At 28.6% G+C, this 18,346-nt stretch carries 18 protein-coding genes and 1 other RNA gene; 17 read left to right on the top strand and 2 right to left on the bottom strand.

Translation table 11 applies throughout. The features are described 5' to 3' along the window. Positions 1-152 precede the first annotated feature (152 nt). On the top strand, positions 153-1,091 hold the full coding sequence (locus tag CLOBL_RS00090) for an AraC family transcriptional regulator (protein WP_179117656.1): 939 nt from the start codon (positions 153-155) through the stop codon (positions 1,089-1,091). A 351-nt stretch (positions 1,092-1,442) separates the two neighbouring features. Here the strand turns inward: CLOBL_RS00090 and CLOBL_RS00085 are convergent, their stop codons facing one another. Further along, positions 1,443-2,003 (bottom strand): TetR/AcrR family transcriptional regulator, encoded by a 561-nt coding sequence (locus CLOBL_RS00085; RefSeq protein WP_077857130.1) that lies wholly within the window; start codon positions 2,001-2,003, stop codon positions 1,443-1,445. Positions 2,004-2,305: 302 nt separating this feature from the next. On the opposite strand from CLOBL_RS00085, the gene CLOBL_RS00080 reads away from it, so the two are divergent. From CLOBL_RS00080 to CLOBL_RS00045, 9 genes are all read left to right on the top strand, one after another. Next, positions 2,306-3,499, top strand: a complete 1,194-nt coding sequence (locus CLOBL_RS00080) for a multidrug efflux MFS transporter (protein WP_077857129.1) — start codon at positions 2,306-2,308, stop codon at positions 3,497-3,499. A 109-nt stretch (positions 3,500-3,608) separates the two neighbouring features. Next, positions 3,609-4,205, top strand: a complete 597-nt coding sequence (locus tag CLOBL_RS00075) for a hydrolase (protein ID WP_077857175.1) — start codon at positions 3,609-3,611, stop codon at positions 4,203-4,205. A 39-nt stretch (positions 4,206-4,244) separates the two neighbouring features. After that, positions 4,245-4,889 (top strand): MBL fold metallo-hydrolase, encoded by a 645-nt coding sequence (locus CLOBL_RS00070; protein ID WP_077857128.1) that lies wholly within the window; start codon positions 4,245-4,247, stop codon positions 4,887-4,889. 274 nt (positions 4,890-5,163) lie between these two features. After that, a complete protein-coding gene (locus CLOBL_RS00065) occupies positions 5,164-6,216 on the top strand; it encodes a substrate-binding domain-containing protein (RefSeq protein WP_077857127.1) in 1,053 nt (350 codons plus the stop codon). 227 nt (positions 6,217-6,443) lie between these two features. Next, on the top strand, positions 6,444-6,521 hold the full coding sequence (locus CLOBL_RS27395; RefSeq protein ID WP_242953759.1) for a CAT RNA binding domain-containing protein: 78 nt from the start codon (positions 6,444-6,446) through the stop codon (positions 6,519-6,521). A 256-nt stretch (positions 6,522-6,777) separates the two neighbouring features. Next, a complete protein-coding gene (locus CLOBL_RS00060; protein ID WP_179117655.1) occupies positions 6,778-6,990 on the top strand; it encodes a hypothetical protein in 213 nt (70 codons plus the stop codon). Positions 6,991-7,015: 25 nt separating this feature from the next. Next, the gene (locus CLOBL_RS00055) at positions 7,016-7,729 is read left to right on the top strand and encodes a protein kinase family protein (RefSeq protein WP_077857126.1); all 714 of its coding nucleotides are present in this window, start codon (positions 7,016-7,018) and stop codon (positions 7,727-7,729) included. 97 nt (positions 7,730-7,826) lie between these two features. Further along, positions 7,827-8,393, top strand: a complete 567-nt coding sequence (locus tag CLOBL_RS00050) for a hypothetical protein (protein WP_077857125.1) — start codon at positions 7,827-7,829, stop codon at positions 8,391-8,393. A gap of 265 nt (positions 8,394-8,658) precedes the next feature. Further along, positions 8,659-9,897, top strand: coding sequence for a GNAT family N-acetyltransferase (locus tag CLOBL_RS00045; protein WP_077857124.1), 1,239 nt, complete (start codon positions 8,659-8,661; stop codon positions 9,895-9,897). A 151-nt stretch (positions 9,898-10,048) separates the two neighbouring features. Here CLOBL_RS00045 and CLOBL_RS00040 read toward each other — a convergent pair whose 3' ends face one another. Beyond that, positions 10,049-11,113, bottom strand: coding sequence for a CotS family spore coat protein (locus CLOBL_RS00040; protein ID WP_077857123.1), 1,065 nt, complete (start codon positions 11,111-11,113; stop codon positions 10,049-10,051). Positions 11,114-11,346: 233 nt separating this feature from the next. On the opposite strand from CLOBL_RS00040, the gene CLOBL_RS00035 reads away from it, so the two are divergent. The 7 genes from CLOBL_RS00035 to rnpB all read left to right on the top strand — a co-directional run bounded on the left by CLOBL_RS00035 (position 11,347) and on the right by rnpB (position 18,323). Beyond that, a complete protein-coding gene (locus CLOBL_RS00035; RefSeq protein ID WP_077857122.1) occupies positions 11,347-12,372 on the top strand; it encodes a deoxyguanosinetriphosphate triphosphohydrolase in 1,026 nt (341 codons plus the stop codon). 274 nt (positions 12,373-12,646) lie between these two features. Next, on the top strand, positions 12,647-14,428 hold the full coding sequence (gene dnaG / locus CLOBL_RS00030; RefSeq protein WP_077857121.1) for a DNA primase: 1,782 nt from the start codon (positions 12,647-12,649) through the stop codon (positions 14,426-14,428). 5 nt (positions 14,429-14,433) lie between these two features. Continuing rightward, on the top strand, positions 14,434-15,570 hold the full coding sequence (gene rpoD, locus CLOBL_RS00025) for an RNA polymerase sigma factor RpoD (RefSeq protein WP_009168776.1): 1,137 nt from the start codon (positions 14,434-14,436) through the stop codon (positions 15,568-15,570). Positions 15,571-15,758: 188 nt separating this feature from the next. After that, the gene (locus CLOBL_RS00020; RefSeq protein ID WP_077857120.1) at positions 15,759-16,451 is read left to right on the top strand and encodes a class I SAM-dependent methyltransferase; all 693 of its coding nucleotides are present in this window, start codon (positions 15,759-15,761) and stop codon (positions 16,449-16,451) included. Positions 16,452-16,462: 11 nt separating this feature from the next. Continuing rightward, complete coding sequence (locus CLOBL_RS00015; RefSeq protein ID WP_077857119.1) at positions 16,463-17,254, top strand: Nif3-like dinuclear metal center hexameric protein; 792 nt, start codon at positions 16,463-16,465, stop codon at positions 17,252-17,254. Between the two features lie 147 nt (positions 17,255-17,401). Beyond that, positions 17,402-17,701 (top strand): hypothetical protein, encoded by a 300-nt coding sequence (locus tag CLOBL_RS00010; RefSeq protein WP_009168779.1) that lies wholly within the window; start codon positions 17,402-17,404, stop codon positions 17,699-17,701. Positions 17,702-17,975: 274 nt separating this feature from the next. Further along, positions 17,976-18,323: RNase P RNA component class A (gene rnpB, locus CLOBL_RS00005), an RNA gene on the top strand. The last annotated feature ends 23 nt before the right edge of the window (positions 18,324-18,346 follow it).

The following is an 18,346-nucleotide window of genomic DNA, read 5'->3' as shown; positions in this document are numbered from 1 at the left end:
CCATTAAATATTATTTTTTTCTTTGTTTGACATTAAATTTTAAGCAAATTATAATGTAGGTAGGAATTAATAGGGTATTTTTGATTTTATTATAAATCGTTTACTTTTATCGAACAACTGACAAAATCATGTTTTTGGTGGTGAAATCAGATATGTTATATTTTAAAACAAATGTAAGTAAACCTCTTTCTTATTTTAAGTCAGGAGAGTTTGTTTGTGGGAGGAATTGGTACCATAAATCTTTTACTTTTATAAGAGATTATGAAATCATTGTTGGAATTAAAGGAACAATATATATTCAGCAAGGAAATGAACAATATGAAATAAATCCAGGAGATGTTTTATTTTTAGTTCCTAAAGTATTACATTTTGGATATGCACCTTCACAAGAAGGCAGTAGTTTTTATTGGATTCATTTTTTTTGTAATGCCGAAGAGAAAATGATAAATAAGTCTGAAATTTATAAAGAAATTATTTCAATGTTAAATTCAAATGAGTCAGAGAATATTCTATTACCAACTTTCTTTTCATTAACTGATCTAGATAAAGCATTAATTTATTTGAAACAGATACTACACACGGCTAATTCATCATATTATACTCATTTATCAACTGATTATCTGGTATCAGAATTAACAGTTGAGTTAACTCAACAATTCATAAATTCAGTTAACACATCTAGTGCAGAGAAAAATGTATTAAATCAAAAATTCTTTCAAATGCTAGAGTGGATACGGGTAAACGTGGGGAAAGACATATCAGTGCAAATGTTAGCAGATAGATTTAATTTTACTGCTGATCATGTAAACCGTTTGTTTAAAAAAAATACGGGTATAAGTACATTAAAATATATAAATAATGTTAAAATAAACAAAGCAAAAGAATTATTAATAAGCTCCGATAAAAGCATTAAAGAAATCTCTCATATACTAAGCTTTAAAGATGAAAAATATTTTATGAAACTTTTTAAGAAATACGAAGGCGTAACTCCGTCGAAATATAGAGATGCATACCCTAAAACGTATATTAATACTGACTCTCACGATCCAGATATCCCTTTGCCAGATTATTTGCAATCTAAAAACTTATAAAAGGTTTATAGCAATATACATTTAATATTTACAAGTTTTAAATTAATTAAGTATATTTCATAATTTGAATATCTGAATATGCATATAACTTTTAGAAACTTTTCGAAAAGTTATATGGAAAAATATAGTAAAATGGTCATCTATTTTTGCTATTCTAAATTAAAGTAATTAAGCCACAGATAGCATAAAGTTTTTAACACAATCTATAGAAATTATTATGCAACAATACACTTGAAGAAAGAAAATGATTTTACTTTCTTCAAGTGTATTGTTGTATGAGGACATCTATATTTTAAGTGATTTCAATTTTTGGTCTGCATAAGAATATAATAAATATGCAATGAAATCGTCTTATTTATCCTTAAGTGATGAAATAAAATCATCGATCATTACTTGAAAGCTTTCATCTATATTTATTTCACCCTGGAAATATCCAAAAGCATGTAAAGATACAAAACCATGTAGAAGACTTCGTAAGGTTCGGCTCTTATGAACCAAGAGAATTTCATCTTTAATATAAAATTCTAAAAGCTGACGAATAATATGAGTAGTTTCTCTTGCTAAACGAAACAATTCAGTATTTTCTGTACTTGGAATACTAATAAAAAGCCCATAAGCAACGGTATTTTCAAAAGCAAATTCTTTATAAATAGAGGCATATTCCATTATAGCATCGTCTCCGCTCTTGCCAACTAATCTATGCATTAATTTCACATTCAATTCATTTAAAAGATACACAGTCATTTCTGTTTTTAGGTTATCCATATTAGTAAAATAATTATATAAAGATTGGTATTTTATATTTAATTCCTTTGCAATTTTTTGAAAGGTGACTTGATTAATGCCAATTTCATCTGCCAAAGAAAAAGCAATTTTAATAATTCTTTCTTTTGTTAAATTTCTTTTTTGCATTCGATTTTCACTCCTATAATCTTACGTTATAATAGTAGTTTAACATTATAAAATGTACTTATCAAATTATAATTATAAACTATAATCTATATTTTATAATTTACAAACTATAAAATATAGTTTATAATAAAAGTGCGGATATGAGATGACTAAAAAAATAAATAATGCACAATTTAGTGTTGTGTTATTTAATAAGACTTTTGTTGCATATTATTCTATTTTATATTGTGTTATAAATTAGGATAATTATTATCAAAAAATTTTATCATATATTAATTTATACAAAAGAGAGGAGTATATTTATGGAAATGTGGAGGAAGAATTTAATAGTATGTTGGTTTGGAATATTTGTGGCTGCTATAGGAATGAGCCAGATTGCCCCAGTATTACCACTTTACATACAACATCTTGGTGTTCAAGATACAGCAACAATTACAAAAATTTCAGGAATTGCCTTTGGGATTACGTTTATAATTTCTGCTATTTTTTCACCAATTTGGGGAAGTGCAGCTGATAAATATGGACGAAAGCCAATGATACTTAGAGCAAGCCTTGGTATGGCAATAACCATAGGCTGCATGGGGTTTGCACCAAACGTGTATATACTCATAGGCTTAAGGTTGCTTCAAGGAGTAATTACTGGTTACAGTACAGCCTGTACTGCACTAATTGCAACTCAAACTGATAAGGAACATGCGGGATATGCGTTAGGTACACTATCAACAGCAAGTATTGCAGGTTCTTTACTAGGCCCAACAGTTGGTGGTTTTATAGATGAGATATTAGGACTACAAAGTGTATTTTTCATAACAGGGGCTTTACTTTTAATTTCATTTATTACAACGCTTATATTTGTGAAAGAATCCTTTGTTAGAGAAGAGAAAAAGGTACTTACTATTAAAGAAATTTGGAGTTCTGTTCCACAAAAAAGCTTAACTGTTACAATGTTTTTAACTTTCTTTATATTATCTGTAGCATTGTATTCTGTAGAACCAATTGTAACAATATATGTTAAGCAGTTATCTAATAATAGTTCACATATCGCCCTTCTAGCGGGAATTACATTTTCAGCTTCTGGTCTTGCAAATATAATTGCTGCTCCAAGGCTTGGAAAACTTTCAGATAAGATAGGAGCTCATAAAGTAATGTTAGCATGTCTTATAGGTGCGGTGATTATTTTTATACCACAAGCTTTTGTACAAAATACTTGGCAGTTAATGGGACTTCGATTTCTATTAGGACTAGCATCTGCGGGGCTTAATCCATCTGTAAATATTATATTAAAAAAAATAACACCGTCTTCTCTTACTGGCAGAGTATTTGGTTTTAATATGTCAGCAGGATATTTGGGAGTATTTGGAGGTTCAGTCTTAGGTGGGCAGATTGCAGGAATTTTAGGAATGCAATATGTATTCTTTGTTACAAGTGCGTTGTTACTTGCAAATGCAATTTGGGTTTACTTTAAGGTTTATAAAAAACTTAGTTTAAGCGAATAATTATTAGATTATGGAATTATTAATTTTCATAGCAAGTATTTAAACAATTCTTATTTAATAGATAATTAATTCTATAAAAAATAAAATTTAAAAGGAGATATGAATGAATATGGAAAATATAAAATTAAATGAAAATGAATTTATTAATGCAGAAAAAAGTGCTCTTGTACTTATAGACTTACAAAATGGAATTGCATCTAGAGAGCTTTCCCCTTCACCTTATACAAGTGAAGAAGTTATCCAAAATGCAAGCAAGTTAGTTAAGACGTTTAGCGATAAAGGTGCATTTATAGTTCTTGTAAGAGTGTCTACTATAGACGGTAAAGATATGGTTAAACCAAAAACTGATTTAAAGGCTGCTGGGATGAAATATCCAGAAGGCTGGGATAACCTTGTACCTGAAATAGCAGATACTAAGAATGCACATATTATTACTAAGAAACAATGGGGAGCATTTTATGGTACTGACCTAGACTTACAATTAAGACGTCGAGGAATTGATACTATTATATTAGGTGGGGTTTCTACTAACATTGGTGTGGATACTACAGCAAGAGAGGCTTATCAACATGGATATAATCAAATTTTTGCAGAAGATGCAATGTCAGCTATAACTAAAGAAGAACATGATTATGTTTGTAAGTATATCTTCCCTAGGATAGGCAAAATTAGAACGACAAAAGAAATAATTTCATCATTAAAATAAAATGAAAACTTAAATATCAAAAAAGATTGGAGAATTAAGATGAAAATTAAATGGTTTGGTCAATCATGTTTTATGATAACATCTAAAAGTGGAATAAAAGTATTAACAGATCCATATAAGAAAATGCTTGGTTATAAGCTGTCTGAAATGGAAGCTGATATAGTATCTACAAGTCACGATCATAGTGACCATAATAACACAAGTATAGTCAAGAGTAGTTTCGTACACATAAATGAGCCGGGAAGTTTTTCAGAACATGGAATAGAAATAAAAGGTGTCCAAACATTTCATGATAAAACTTCTGGATCTAAGAGAGGGAAAAATACTATATATAATTTTAAGATTGATGATATAAATATTTGTCATTGTGGTGATCTTGGACATCTTCTAAATTTCAATCAGATAGAGGAGTTAGGAAATGTAGACATACTACTTCTTCCTGTTGGGGGATTAGCCACACTTAATGCAGTTGATGCGGTTCAAGTAATGAAGCAGTTAAACCCAACAATTGTTATACCTATGCACTACAGGACAAAAGCACTAGGGCTAGTTGGTTATATCTTTGGAAAGGTTGATAAATTCATTTCAGCTTCAGGACTAAAAGCAAAAGAGTATGAAAAGCTTGAATTAAGCAAAGCAAATATTAAGGATTATTCAGGGATTGCTGTGCTTAAATATGATTAGAATTTACGTACAAAATTAATAATTAATGAAACGTAACAGATGAGCAATGCTTAAGATATAATTCATCTATATATTAGAAACGTATAAATTTCGTATCATAAAATAATACTAGATATCATAGATAGAATTTTTATAATTCTATCTGTATAAGTTTAAATAATGAGATTACATCACTATTATTTACATGAAGACGAACTTAAAATATGCAATGTGAACTATTTAATTTAACTTATATATGATATAGAATGTACGAAATTAATATGAGGAGAATAAGATGAACATCTTAAAGAAAACAACTTCAATAAGTATAATATTTTTTATTATAATAGCTGTATTATTACAAGGATGTAAGAAAAATTTTAGAAGCATTGAAACTGCCAATACCAAACATACTATTAGAGTTGGTGTGTTATTTAGCAATTACAATATATCTTCTATAAAGTTACTTACTGAAGATATGAAAAAAATTGAACAGGAAAATCTGGGAAAGGTAGAATATACTTTCTATGATGGAAAGGGAGATCAAAAGGTACAGGATGACCAACTTGAAGATATCCTTTCAAAACAAAATGCTGACATTATAACTATAGACATAGTGGATGCAACCCATACAAAATATACTATAAATAGAATCAAAGAATTTAATATACCAGTAATTTTTGTTTATAATGCTGAGCAAGAAATGATAAAATCCTATGAAAAAGCTTTTTTGGCAAGCATAAATCCAGCTGAACAAGGAACTTTAGAAGGTGATATTATTGTAAATGCATGGAATAAGAATAAAAGAGCCATAGATAAAAATGGAGATAATATACTAAGCTATATTATGTTATTAGGCTCACCCGATAATGTAATTTCTATCAACAGAGCAAAATATTATGCTTTGAAAATAAATAGCAGTAATATACAAAGTAATAAAATTGGCGAGAAATTTTGTTATTGGGATCAGGATGTGGCTAAAAATGATGTAGATGAATTTTTTTTAAGATTTGGAAATAGAATAGAAGCAATAATTACTGTTGAAGATGGTATGGCTATAGGTGCTATAAAATCTTTGCAGGAACATGGTTATAATTTAGGAAATAATGAAAAAAAGATAGTTGTCATTGGATGTGATGGTATACCAGAAGCGTTGGATTTAATAAAAAAAGGAGAAATGACAGGTACTGTTGTTACAAATACATATAGTGTTGCTAAAGATTTTTACACATTTGAAATGAATATATACAATAATAAAAATATTATTGAAGGAACAAACTGCACAATTGATAGTACTGGAAAATTAGTAACTATTCCTCTCGATGGAGTAGTCACTAATTTAGACTAAATTTATATTATAAAAGTCTATTTCATATACTATAATGATGTTAATGGATGGTGATTGCAAAAGCAATCTATACCTGTTTATGTATTATTATGAAATGTTTTATATTCATAATAATACATAAACAGGTATTTTTTTTATACATGATTGCAAATGTTAGTATGATAGTATAAAAATTATATTTAGCGTTTATTATATAAGAATCAAATTACTATAAAGGGTGGTGTACAATGGTAATTTATAAAATTTTCAATAATAATGCTGTAGTAATTAAAGATGAAAATAATACAGAAAAAATTGTTGCTTGATGTGAACTTGCATTTTATTGGTATAAAAAAGTTATTGAAATGAAGGAGAAGAATTAGAATAAAAAAAGTCTACTTAAATTTTTAAATGTAGAAGAAAATGAGTAACATAAGATTTAGTTAATTCATACTATATAACATAAAGATAACTTTATAGTTATTAAAAAAACAAAAGAGGTGTTATGTATGAATTCTTATATAAATGAATCATATAATGGTCATAGCTATTACAAAATTAGCGCATCAAGAAGTAATTCGAATGTATCAGGAAGCAATTCTAGAAGTAATTCAAATAGCAATTCCAATAGTAATTCAAGTAGATCCAATAGTAATTCAAGTAGCTCAAGAAGCCATTCAAGCAGTAGATCAAATAGTAGTTCAAATAGTAGTTCAAGATCATGGAGTAATCCAAGTAGATCAAGTGAGTCATATAGCAGACCATATAGTGAATCATATAGCCGATAATATTTAAGATAAAATGGCGATAAGATTTTATTATGGATAGGTATTATGAGGTAGGAGAAAAGGTAAGTGGATACTCTGTTCTTAAAATAATAGGTGAAGGCAGATATGGAATTGCATATTTAGGTGTCAATAACGAAGATGAAAAATGTGTAATAAAGCAATTAAAGAAAGAAATGCTTGAGGAAACTAGAAAAAAGTTGTTTTATGAAGAGAAAATATTGCAAGATTTAAACTATCCTAATTTTCCTAAATTTATATCAAAATTTAAAGATGAAGATAGGGAAGGCTATATATTAGAATATGTGGAAGGAAAAGTATTTCAAGATTTATTAGCTAGAGAACAATATGAATTTAGCAAAAATGAGATTTATAAAGTTGGGAGCCAGCTTTTAGATCTAGTTGAGATACTGCATAATAATAATATAGTACACCGAGATATAAGGCCCACTAATGTAATTTTGAAAGAAAATGGAGATATAGCATTAATTGATTTTGGATTAGCTCGAATTATTGATAATAAAAGGTATGTAAAAGATGTGGATTATTGGTTTATAGGTGACTTTTTAATTCATTTGTATTATTCATCTTATAAAGAAACAGATGAAGAAGAAAAACCCTGGTTTGAAGAACTTGACTTAAATTTAGAGGAAAAGATTTTCTTAAAGAAACTAATGAATATTGAAGAGAGTTACAAAAGCATTGGAGAGATAAAAGAACAACTTGATAAAATTAAAAATGTAAATTGATATTAAAGATGGACCATGTGATTGAGGAGACTTTTACTAATATCACATGGTTTATCTCCTAATAGAACTCAAAAGATTAAATTGAGGAGGTATTATTATGCCAAATTCAATCAAGATATTAGGAATTTATCCGAAAACCTTCGTAGCAAATTTATATTCAGAAAGACCTTTTAGAATGATTGGGTTAATAGACGTTAGTATTGAATATATATACGGAATAGAGAGAGTTACTTTAGCTTATTTTAGATCATCAGGAACTAATAGTGGAAAGATAAAAGGCTTATGGTATCCTATTGTTGGAATAAAAACTCATACAGGAAGATTTACGGAATTTACAGAGTATTTAAATTTTGTCTTAACAAATACTACAAGAAGAGGAATGGCAGAAGAAGGCTGGCTGGCTAAATCTTTATTTTTTTTCAGCCAAGATGATGAAAATCCTATAATTAGAGGCTTCTCAAACGGAAAACATTATGAAAGTCTTTTAAAAATAGGAGAAACTTTAAGAGATTTATATGAAAATAATAAATATGATGAAATGTATTCATTAGACGCTGATGAATTAAACTTAGTAGTAACTTCAAAACAAATATATCAAGATAATGAGCATACTCAAAGAGAAAATTTCGAGAAATTCATAGAAGATATATTTAATGAAGATTAGTAATATGTTAGATCAATTATGTAAATAAAAGTTTATTAATAATTCTTGTATAGAGAAAATTTAAATCTATTAATACAAGAACAAGTACAGGCATTATAGTTTAAAATTATTAATTTTGAATTTAATGCCTTATTTTTATTATAGGGTAAGTATTAATTTTTAACATAAATGGAATATAATAAAGATATAAAATAAAGAGCAAAATAGTAAAAATAAAGTTAGTTATATACTAGCAGGCAAATGATATAAATCATAAGGAGGAGTTATGAAGGATACAAAGAAATATCTTCAAGTATATGGTGATTTTAAAATGAGAAAGCTTACAGAAGATGACTTGGAGCAGTTTAATGGGCTTTTGCGTTATGCTTTTCAGATAACCATGGAGGAACTTTTGCGCTCTGGCTGGACAGAAGATCAAATTATGAGAGCTAAAATGCCAATTCTTAAAAATGCTTATGTGCTTGGATGGTTTTATCATGAAAAATTAGCTTCAATGATTGTAGTATATTCAATGAAGGTGAATATTCATGATAATATTTGTAAGATGGGCGGGGTTACTGGAGTGGCTACTTATCCAGAGTATACAGGTAAAGGATTAATTCATTCACTAATCAAACAAGTTATTACTCATATGCATAAGGAAGGGCAAACAATTTCTTTTTTATATCCATATTCTATACCTCTTTATAGAAAACATGGTTGGGAAATAATTTCTGATAAAATTACTTTCAGAATAAAGGATTCTCAGCTCCCTAAAAAAAGACTTGTAGAAGGTATGATGGAACGTGTGGATTTAGAATGCGAGGATCTTTCAAATGTGCATGATTATTTCTCGATGCAGCGTCATGGAGCAATGATTCGTGATGAACTAGCGTGGGATGAATATTGGCGCTGGGATAGTGATGATATTATAGCAGCTATTTATTATAATAAAAATCACAAGCCTCTTGGATATTTAATCTATTATATTAGAAATGATACATTTTATATTAAAGAAATGGTCTATTTAAATACAGAAGCACATCATGGAATTTGGAATTATATAAGTGCTCATTATTCAATGGTAAATGAAGTGAAAGGGTATAACTATTCTGGAGAACCAATGGCTTTTTTGTTTGAAGATAGTGAAATAGTTGAAACTATTGAACCTTATTTTATGGCGAGGATCATAAATGTTCAGGAATTTATTTTAAGATACACTTTTTTAGATAAGTCAAAGAATTTAAAAATTAATTTTAAGATAAATGATCCAATAGCTTCATGGAACAATGGAACATTTAGTATTTATTGGAGAGATGAAGAAACAGTATGTGAAAAAATTGAAGAGACTCATGCTGCAAACCTAGTAGAAATGGATATTCAAACTTTAACAACCATGCTAATGGGATATAAGCGTCCTACGTTCTTATATGAATGTGGGAGAATGCAAACAGAATATTATATGTTAAAAGTTTTAGAACAGCTGATACCAGTAGAAAAACCTTATTTTTCGGATTATTTTTAATTATATGAAATAGTGATTGTGCCTAAGAACTAATACACCACTATATATTTAATGATAAAGATTAGTTTAAATATAAATTAAAAATTGAAGTTAAAAAGTATCCCTGATTTTAAATTTTGGGGATACTTTTTAGCCTATAAAATGAAGTTAATTATAAGTTTACATTAAACTTTTTCTGAACTGAGTCTATTATATTTAATGCAAAAGCGTATTGGAAATCGGTTTTTGAAGTTGCATTTGAGAGTAAAGTAAAAAAGGCGGATTTATTACATTTATGAATATTTCTATAGTAATCTCGTGAAATTCTCCAATATTTTTGTGGGAAACAAATATATGAAATTAGGTACCTTAGATCTGAATCTGTTAATCTAGAGGATTCGTTGTAAGTATTTAACACAGATAAAGCTAAATCAACATCCCATTTCGTATTTTCTCGTTTTAGCAGCCGGCGCATGAAATATGCAAGGTCTTTTGCGCAATAATCCATTTTACATTTATCAAAATCTATTACCCAAGGATCAAGATCTGTTGGAAAGATTAAATTTTTATTTACATAATCACCATGACATAAAGATTTACTTAAATTAGAAGTATCAATTTTGTTTGATATATCTAGTGAAATTTTTGCAAGACGCAAATTCAAGTCAAAGTTTGAAATAAATTGTCTTGAAAAAGTATCTTTATATTTAAAAGATTCATTTGAAGCATGAAGTAAATCTTGAAAATGTTTTAAGGTTGATATGTAATAATCTTCAAAACTTTCTTTTTGTGAACTACCTATAATAGGTTGAAAATTTCGAGATTTTAAATGAATAGCAGAAAGTTTTTTTACAGATATCATAACATGATTCATATTGTCAAAACTGCATTTTTCACCTTCTATCCAAGGAGTTAATATAAACAGCATATCTTGGTAGGATACAAAGCGATTATTATCAATAGTAGGTAAAAGTTTTGGAACTCTTATATTATTTCTATATAACCATTCAATAGCAGAATATACGTAGAGCAGGTCTCTTAGATTATAGTAAACTTTTTTCAAACAATAACTTTTTTCTCCAGAATCTATTCTATATACCGCTCTCTGTTTATCAGTGTCTTTAAATTTTACTATTGAAATTCTTGAGTTTTGTAAATTATAATACGGCAAAACATTTTGTTTTACGATTTCAGGTGAAAGATTAGAATCTTGTAAAGATAAAGTTTCAGTATTCATAAGTACACTCCTTCATAAAGAGATTGTTTAATTTAGTTCATATGCAAGATAAAAAACTTCATTAATAAATAATATTAAAATAATTTTACTAATATACTTAAAGTATTTGATAAAATTATAAAATTTCATATGTAAAGGATATTATTTTCAAATAATTTGCAAATAATAAATATAGGCAATAAATAGAGGAATATAATGATAAAGATAGAATACATAAAAAGAGGTGAGAATATATGAATGTGAGGGAAAAAATTCAGAATTTTGAAAACTTGACATTGATTAAAGAAGCAGCCTTTTCAAAGCATTCTCGAGGAAGAAAAATTAAGGAAGAGGATGATGATATCAGAACTTGCTATATGCTTGATAGAGATAGAATTATCCATAGTAAATCATTTAGAAGATTGAAACATAAGACACAAGTTTATATAAAAACATTCGGTGATCATTATAGAACTAGACTAACTCATACGTTAGAGGTATCTCAAGTTGCACGAAATATTGGTATTGGAATTGGATTAAATGAAAATTTAATTGAAGCAATAGCGTTAGGTCATGATTTAGGGCATGTTGCATTTGCACATATTGGTGAAGAAGTATTAAACGAATATTTAAAGAATGGTTTTAGGCATAATGAACAAAGTGTGAGGGTAGTAACAAAACTTGAAAATGACGGCTTAGGATTAAACTTAACTGAAGAAGTGATAAATGGAATATTACATCATAGTGGACTTGGGACAATAGAGGATATACTTACTTTAGAGGGAGTTGTAGTTAAGCTTAGTGATAAAATGGCTTATCTAAATCATGATATTGATGATTCCATAAGAGCAGGTTTATTAAGCAAAGAGCAAATACCAAAAGAAATAGTTAAAGTTTTAGGGGATGATTCAAGTCAAAGATTAAATACATTGATTAAAGATTGTGTAAAAACTTCAACATATAATATAAACAATGAAATCAAAGAAGTTGGATTGAGTAAAGAAATTAATGAAGCAATGATAGAATTAAGAAAGTTTATGTTTAAAAATATATATTTAGGAGAGAAATTGAAAGAAGAGAGAGTTAAAGCACAATTTATAGTTAGACAATTAATTGAGTATTTTGAAAAAAATCCAGAAGAAATGCCTCGAATTTATTTGAAAATAACAGAAGAGGAAGGATTGAAGAGAGGTGTAGCAGATTATATTGCAGGAATGAGTGATGATTATTGTTTATTACTCTTTAATAAGATATTTGTGCCTAAATTAGTTATAGATTAACGGCAAATTATAATTTATAAGGCAATATTTAAAAGAATATATATAAATAAAATTTTTTTTATTAGAGGAATAGTCATTTAAAAATAAAAAGAGGATTTTAAAATAAAAAAAAGAATTATTTAATAGCAATGTTATTCAATAAAAAGTATTTTTAGACGGGTTGCACCTATAATTAAAATAAATAAAAAATTTATAATATTTTTAGAAGGAAAACTCGTTATTATGTCGAATAATATATAATTGCTGAAAAAATCAGCAGGAAGGAGATGTCTCCTTGCAAATACCAGAGGAAGTAATTCAAAGTATAAAAGAGCAGAATGATATTGTTGATATTATTTCAGAGGATGTAAGATTAAAAAAGTCAGGTAGAAATTACATGGGATTGTGTCCGTTTCATAATGATAAATCCCCGTCATTCAGTGTTTCAAGCGAGAAGCAAATATATAAGTGCTTTTCATGTGGTGAAGCAGGAAACGTATTTACTTTTGTCATGAAGTACAAAAAATTTACATTTGTGGAAGCAGCAAAGTATTTAGCGGATAAAGCTAATATTGTATTAAGATTAAAAGAAGAGGAAAACACTGCAGTTTCAAGAAAAAGAGATCTTTTATATAAAATAAATGTTGAAGCGGCTAGATACTATTTTGCTAATCTGCAAAAAAATAAAATGGCAAAAGAATATTTTCTAAGAAGAGGAATTAAAGAGGAAACTATAAAAAGGTTTGGATTAGGTTATTCCTTGAATGACTGGCAGGGATTAATAAGTTATCTAAGGACAAAAGGATATAAAAATGACTTATTGATCGAAGCAGGATTAGCGTCTAAGAGCGAGAAGAGTGGAAATATATTTGACAAATTTAGAAATAGAGTAATGTTTCCAGTATTTGATGCAAAGGGAAAAGTTATTGGATTTGGAGGCAGGGTTTTAGATGATTCAAAACCAAAATATTTAAATTCACCAGAGACAAAAGTTTTCCAAAAGGGAATTAATCTTTATGGATTAAATTTTGCAATTAAAAATCAGCTGCAAGAAGATTATATCATCATAGTTGAAGGATATATGGATTTAATATCGCTTCATCAATATGGAATAACTAATGTTGTGGCATCACTTGGAACAGCTCTTACTGTAAACCAGGCAAGACTTCTTAAAAGATATGTGAGTAAGGTTATAATCTCTTATGATGCTGATTTAGCAGGACAAAATGCAACTTTAAGAGGATTAGAAATCTTGAGAAATGCTGGCTTTGATGTGAAAGTATTAACGGTACCACAAGGAAAAGATCCAGATGAATTTGTAAGAAACAATGGGAAAGAGGCATTTTTAAAATTAACAAAAGACGCATTGCCATTAATTGAATATAAGATAAAAAAGGCAGAGCAAGGTATAAATTTAAAAAATGGAAATGAATTAGTACAATATGGAGAAAAAATTGCTGAAATTTTAGCGGATTTGAATCCAGTAGAAAAAGATGTATATATAAAGAAAATTTCGGAGGAAACATCAATTAAGGAACAGGCATTATATGACTTACTTTCACAAGTAATAGCAAAAAAACAAAAAGAAGACAATTTTGTGAATAAAAAGGAATATGATGGAACAAAATTATATGTAGAACCAGCATATTTAAAGGCTGAAAGAGCTTTGCTAAAGTTGATGTTTGAAGAGGAATTCTATGATGAACTCAATAATGTTATAAATGTTGGAGATTTTGTAATAGAAGCACATAATAAAATTTATTCATTAATATTACAAGGTAAAAAAGAAGATACTAAAGATATAAAATTATATTTAGAAAGCAGATGCAATGATATTGAAAGTTCAAAAGAATTAATAAAAATAAAGGAACATGAAATTCTAGCTGTTGCTGATAAAAATAGGATTATTAATGATTATCTAATGGAAGTTAAAAATTTTAAACTTAAATTAAAAATTGAAGAATTAAAGAAAAAGCAAAACAGATTTGAAAAAGAAGGGAATATTGAGGAATCTATAAAAATAGCGATAGAACTCACTAAATTATCAGAAGCACTTAAAAAGGGAGAGAGAGGTTAAAGGTTATGACGGAAGGAGGCAATAATAATATGGAACAAAAGGCAAATGGAAAAGTGATAAAGCCGAAAGATGACAAGAAAGATAAAAATGCTAAAATGGCAGCTGTAAAAGAGTTAATTGACAAAGGTAAAAAGAATGGTTCATTAACATATAAAGAAATAATGGAAGCTATGGATCACATTGATTTAAGTCCAGAGCAAATAGAAAAGATATATGAAGTTTTAGAAATGACAGGTGTTGAAGTCATAGGCGATGTTAATGATAATAGCGTTGAAGAGGAAGAAGAAATTGATTTATCAGTACCAGAAGGTATTGCAATAGATGACCCAGTTAGAATGTACCTAAAGGAAATTGGAAAGGTACCTTTATTGTCTTCTGAACAAGAAATAACTTATGCTAGAGAAATAGAAGAAGGAAACCAAAAGGCTAAGAAGAAATTAGCTGAAGCAAATTTAAGATTAGTTGTAAGTATAGCTAAAAGATATGTTGGAAGAGGAATGCTATTCTTGGATTTAATTCAAGAAGGAAATTTAGGACTTATTAAAGCCGTTGAAAAGTTTGATTATAGAAAAGGCTATAAGTTTTCAACTTATGCTACTTGGTGGATTAGGCAAGCAATAACAAGAGCTATTGCTGACCAGGCTAGGACAATAAGAATACCAGTCCACATGGTAGAAACTATAAATAAACTTATAAGAGTACAAAGACAATTATTGCAGGAATTAGGAAGAGATCCATTTCCAGAAGAAATTTCAAAAGTTATGGAGCTCCCAGTAGATAAGGTTAGAGAAATTCAAAAGATTGCTCAAGAACCAGTTTCATTAGAAACTCCAATAGGTGAAGAAGAAGATTCACATTTAGGAGATTTTATTCCAGATGATGAAGCACCAGCACCAGCTGAAGCAGCGGCATTTACAATGCTTAAAGAGCAATTAATAAATGTATTAGATACATTAACTCCAAGAGAGGAGAAAGTATTAAGACTAAGATTTGGACTTGATGATGGAAGAGCTAGAACTCTTGAAGAAGTAGGTAAGGAATTCAATGTTACAAGAGAAAGAATTAGACAAATTGAAGCTAAAGCTTTAAGAAAGTTAAGACATCCATCAAGAAGCAAGAAATTAAAGGATTATTTAGATTAGTCAGCTAAGAGGAAATTTTACAGCTTAGTAATTTGAATTTAATTGAAGTTATAAAGTTATATTAATGCACAATGTACAATACGAAATTCACAATTAGGAAATAGAGTATATCGCTCTTAATTATTCTTAATTATGTATTAAAGATTGTTCATTGTGCATTATACATTATAAATCAGAAAGAGGTAATTATGGAAGTAAGTAAAAGATTAGCTTGGATTATGGAAAAGATGGATAAGGTTCAAGTTGCAATGGATGTTGGAACAGATCATGGATATATACCAATTAATTTAGTAAAAAGAGATATGGTTAATAAAGTTATTGCATCAGATATAAATAAAGAACCTCTAAACAAGGCCAGAATTAATGCATCGTTAGAAGGTGTCATGGATAAAATAGATTTAAGACTTGGAGGAGGCTTAGAACCCTTAAGAATTAAGGAAGCAGAAGTAGTATTAATTGCAGGAATGGGTGGAAATTTAATTAGAGATATATTAGAAAAAGATTTGGAAAAAGTAAAACACTTGAAGTATCTATTGCTACAACCAGCTCAAAATCCTGAAATACTACGAGAATATCTATATAATAATGACTATGAAATTATAGATGAAGATATATGCTTAGATGAAAACAAATATTATGAAATATTTAAAGTAAGATATAAGAAGAGAGATTATATATCGTTAGAAAATATATTTTATGAAATAAGTCCTATAATGTTAAATAGAAAATTACCTTTGTTAAAAGCATATATAGAAAGTAAAATTGAGAAAAATAAAAAGATTATGGATTTTATTAAAGATAATACTGAGCATGCAGCAATGCGAAAAAGCGAATTATTAGAGAAAAATAAAAAATTACAAGGGTTATTAAAGAATTTCTAGGTGGTGTAATTATGAGTACAGTATCAAATATAATACGGGAAATTGAGGAATTTGCTCCGAAATTTTTAAAGGAAGATTATGATAATGTGGGATTAATGGTTGGAGATGAAAATAAGATAGTTAAAAAGGTTCTTTTAGGTTTAGATTGTACAAATGAAGTTATTAAGGAAGCAATAGAGCTTGATGCAGATTTGATTTTGACTCATCATCCATTGTTATTTAAAAGGCCTAAGAGCATAGTTAAAGGAGATCTTACAGGGGAGAAAGTTATAACTTTAATTAAGGAAGATATAGCTTTATATTCATGTCATACTAATTTAGATAGTACAAATGGCGGAATTAATGATACAATCGTGAAGATGCTTGGATTTACTTCGGAGGGAATAATAGAAGTAAATGAATCTAGAAATTACAAGGATTGTGGAATTGGAAGAATAGTTAAGCTTAAGAATGAAGCTTCATTCTCTGATATTATAGAGCTCGTTAAACACAATTTGGGTGTAGGTCATATGAGAGTTGTTAGAGGTTCTGATAAAGTAAAAACATTGGCAATAATAAATGGCAGTGGGCAAGATCTTTTTTATAAGGCAAAAAATCTTGGAGCTAACTGCATAATAACAGGGGATACAACTTATCATTTTGCATCAGACTTTAAGGAATTAGGTATAAGTATAATAGATGCAGGGCACTTCTGCACAGAATATCTTGTGTTTCTTAAAGTCTTAGAATTTTTGAAGGAGATATTTAAAGATGTTGAATTTTTAACATCAAAGAAAAGTGCTGATCCATACGAATTTATTTAATTCTAAAAATGAGATTATATTTATTATGTATATGTGATAAGTATAATTTTGTATCTGTTTTGTAAATGGGAATTTCTAGAAAATAATTAACTAAAATAGAATATATATGCATATACTTATATTGTAATAATAATTTTGTGGTGAGTTATGAGTAAAAACGATGATTCAAGCAAATTTGGAGAGCAATTAAAAGATGATTTTAAAAGCATATTTAAACATAGTAAGCTGGCAATGGGAAATATTTTTAGAGGATCAGGTAGAAAAAGTTCATGGGCAGGTTTAAATAGAGGTTTTTCACCTTTTTTTAGTAAGAATCCATTTTGGTGTTTATTTTATCCTAAAATAATAGTGGCAGCAATAATACTTTTAACATTATTACTATGCGGTGTAAGTATATATGGATTGATTATAATAATTTTACTAGCAGTAATTTTTATTTTAATATGAGAAAACATATATGCTTAATTTAAGTGATTTATGATATAAGATTAATATATATGTTAAAATAATAAAATTACATATGGGAAGTCTATAGGTTAAATAAATATCCAGATGTAAAATGTATAACTAATTGCAACATATAAAATACAAATATTGATCTTATAGAGAAAAATTAGCTGACTGTAAGTGGGAAGTTTTAATATGAGATTTTGTAATATACAGAAATTGCCTTTTGAAATATATTTGCATATTGAAAGGAAGTATGTTAAGATATATTTTGCGAGTGAGACGTGCAATCGCTGCTAGACTTAGATCTAGGAGAGGAAAGTCCGAGCTCCATAGGGCAGGGTGCTGGATAACGTCCAGTCAAGGCGACTTGAAGGAAAGTGCAACAGAGATATACCGCCTAAGTTTACTTAGGTAAGGGTGGAAAGGTGATGGTAAGAGCTCACCAGCGTGATGGAGACTTCACGGCTATGTAAACCCCACTTGGAGCAAGACCGAATAGGGAGGCAATTAAGGGGCTGCCCGTCCCGCCTCCGGGTGCGTCGCTTGAGCTTACTGGCAACGGTAAGCCTAGATAGATGATTGCTTAATACAGAACTCGGCTTATGGCTTATCTCGCAACAAGGTAAATGAATGGCTAAGCGG

It is taken from the genome of Clostridium sp. BL-8 (genome assembly GCF_002006495.1).
Classification (GTDB): domain Bacteria; phylum Bacillota; class Clostridia; order Clostridiales; family Clostridiaceae; genus Clostridium.
The sequence above is the reverse complement of the archived record's forward strand: the minus strand, read 5'-3'. Positions and strand labels throughout refer to the sequence as shown.

Bases quoted from the DNA above. Each gene is read 5' to 3' on its own strand.
- CLOBL_RS00010 (WP_009168779.1), top strand. From the start codon at position 17,402: ATGAGTAAAAACGATGATTCAAGCAAATTTGGAGAGCAATTAAAAGAT.
- rpoD (WP_009168776.1), top strand. From the start codon at position 14,434: ATGACGGAAGGAGGCAATAATAATATGGAACAAAAGGCAAATGGAAAA.
- CLOBL_RS27395 (WP_242953759.1), top strand. From the start codon at position 6,444: ATGGTAATTTATAAAATTTTCAATAATAATGCTGTAGTAATTAAAGAT.
- CLOBL_RS00050 (WP_077857125.1), top strand. From the start codon at position 7,827: ATGCCAAATTCAATCAAGATATTAGGAATTTATCCGAAAACCTTCGTA.
- CLOBL_RS00090 (WP_179117656.1), top strand. From the start codon at position 153: ATGTTATATTTTAAAACAAATGTAAGTAAACCTCTTTCTTATTTTAAG.
- CLOBL_RS00060 (WP_179117655.1), top strand. From the start codon at position 6,778: ATGTATCAGGAAGCAATTCTAGAAGTAATTCAAATAGCAATTCCAATA.
- CLOBL_RS00055 (WP_077857126.1), top strand. From the start codon at position 7,016: ATGGATAGGTATTATGAGGTAGGAGAAAAGGTAAGTGGATACTCTGTT.
- CLOBL_RS00035 (WP_077857122.1), top strand. From the start codon at position 11,347: ATGAATGTGAGGGAAAAAATTCAGAATTTTGAAAACTTGACATTGATT.
- CLOBL_RS00045 (WP_077857124.1), top strand. From the start codon at position 8,659: ATGAAGGATACAAAGAAATATCTTCAAGTATATGGTGATTTTAAAATG.
- CLOBL_RS00085 (WP_077857130.1), bottom strand. From the start codon at position 2,003: ATGCAAAAAAGAAATTTAACAAAAGAAAGAATTATTAAAATTGCTTTT.
- CLOBL_RS00065 (WP_077857127.1), top strand. From the start codon at position 5,164: ATGAACATCTTAAAGAAAACAACTTCAATAAGTATAATATTTTTTATT.
- CLOBL_RS00020 (WP_077857120.1), top strand. From the start codon at position 15,759: ATGGAAGTAAGTAAAAGATTAGCTTGGATTATGGAAAAGATGGATAAG.
- CLOBL_RS00040 (WP_077857123.1), bottom strand. From the start codon at position 11,113: ATGAATACTGAAACTTTATCTTTACAAGATTCTAATCTTTCACCTGAA.
- CLOBL_RS00075 (WP_077857175.1), top strand. From the start codon at position 3,609: ATGGAAAATATAAAATTAAATGAAAATGAATTTATTAATGCAGAAAAA.
- CLOBL_RS00070 (WP_077857128.1), top strand. From the start codon at position 4,245: ATGAAAATTAAATGGTTTGGTCAATCATGTTTTATGATAACATCTAAA.
- CLOBL_RS00080 (WP_077857129.1), top strand. From the start codon at position 2,306: ATGGAAATGTGGAGGAAGAATTTAATAGTATGTTGGTTTGGAATATTT.
- CLOBL_RS00015 (WP_077857119.1), top strand. From the start codon at position 16,463: ATGAGTACAGTATCAAATATAATACGGGAAATTGAGGAATTTGCTCCG.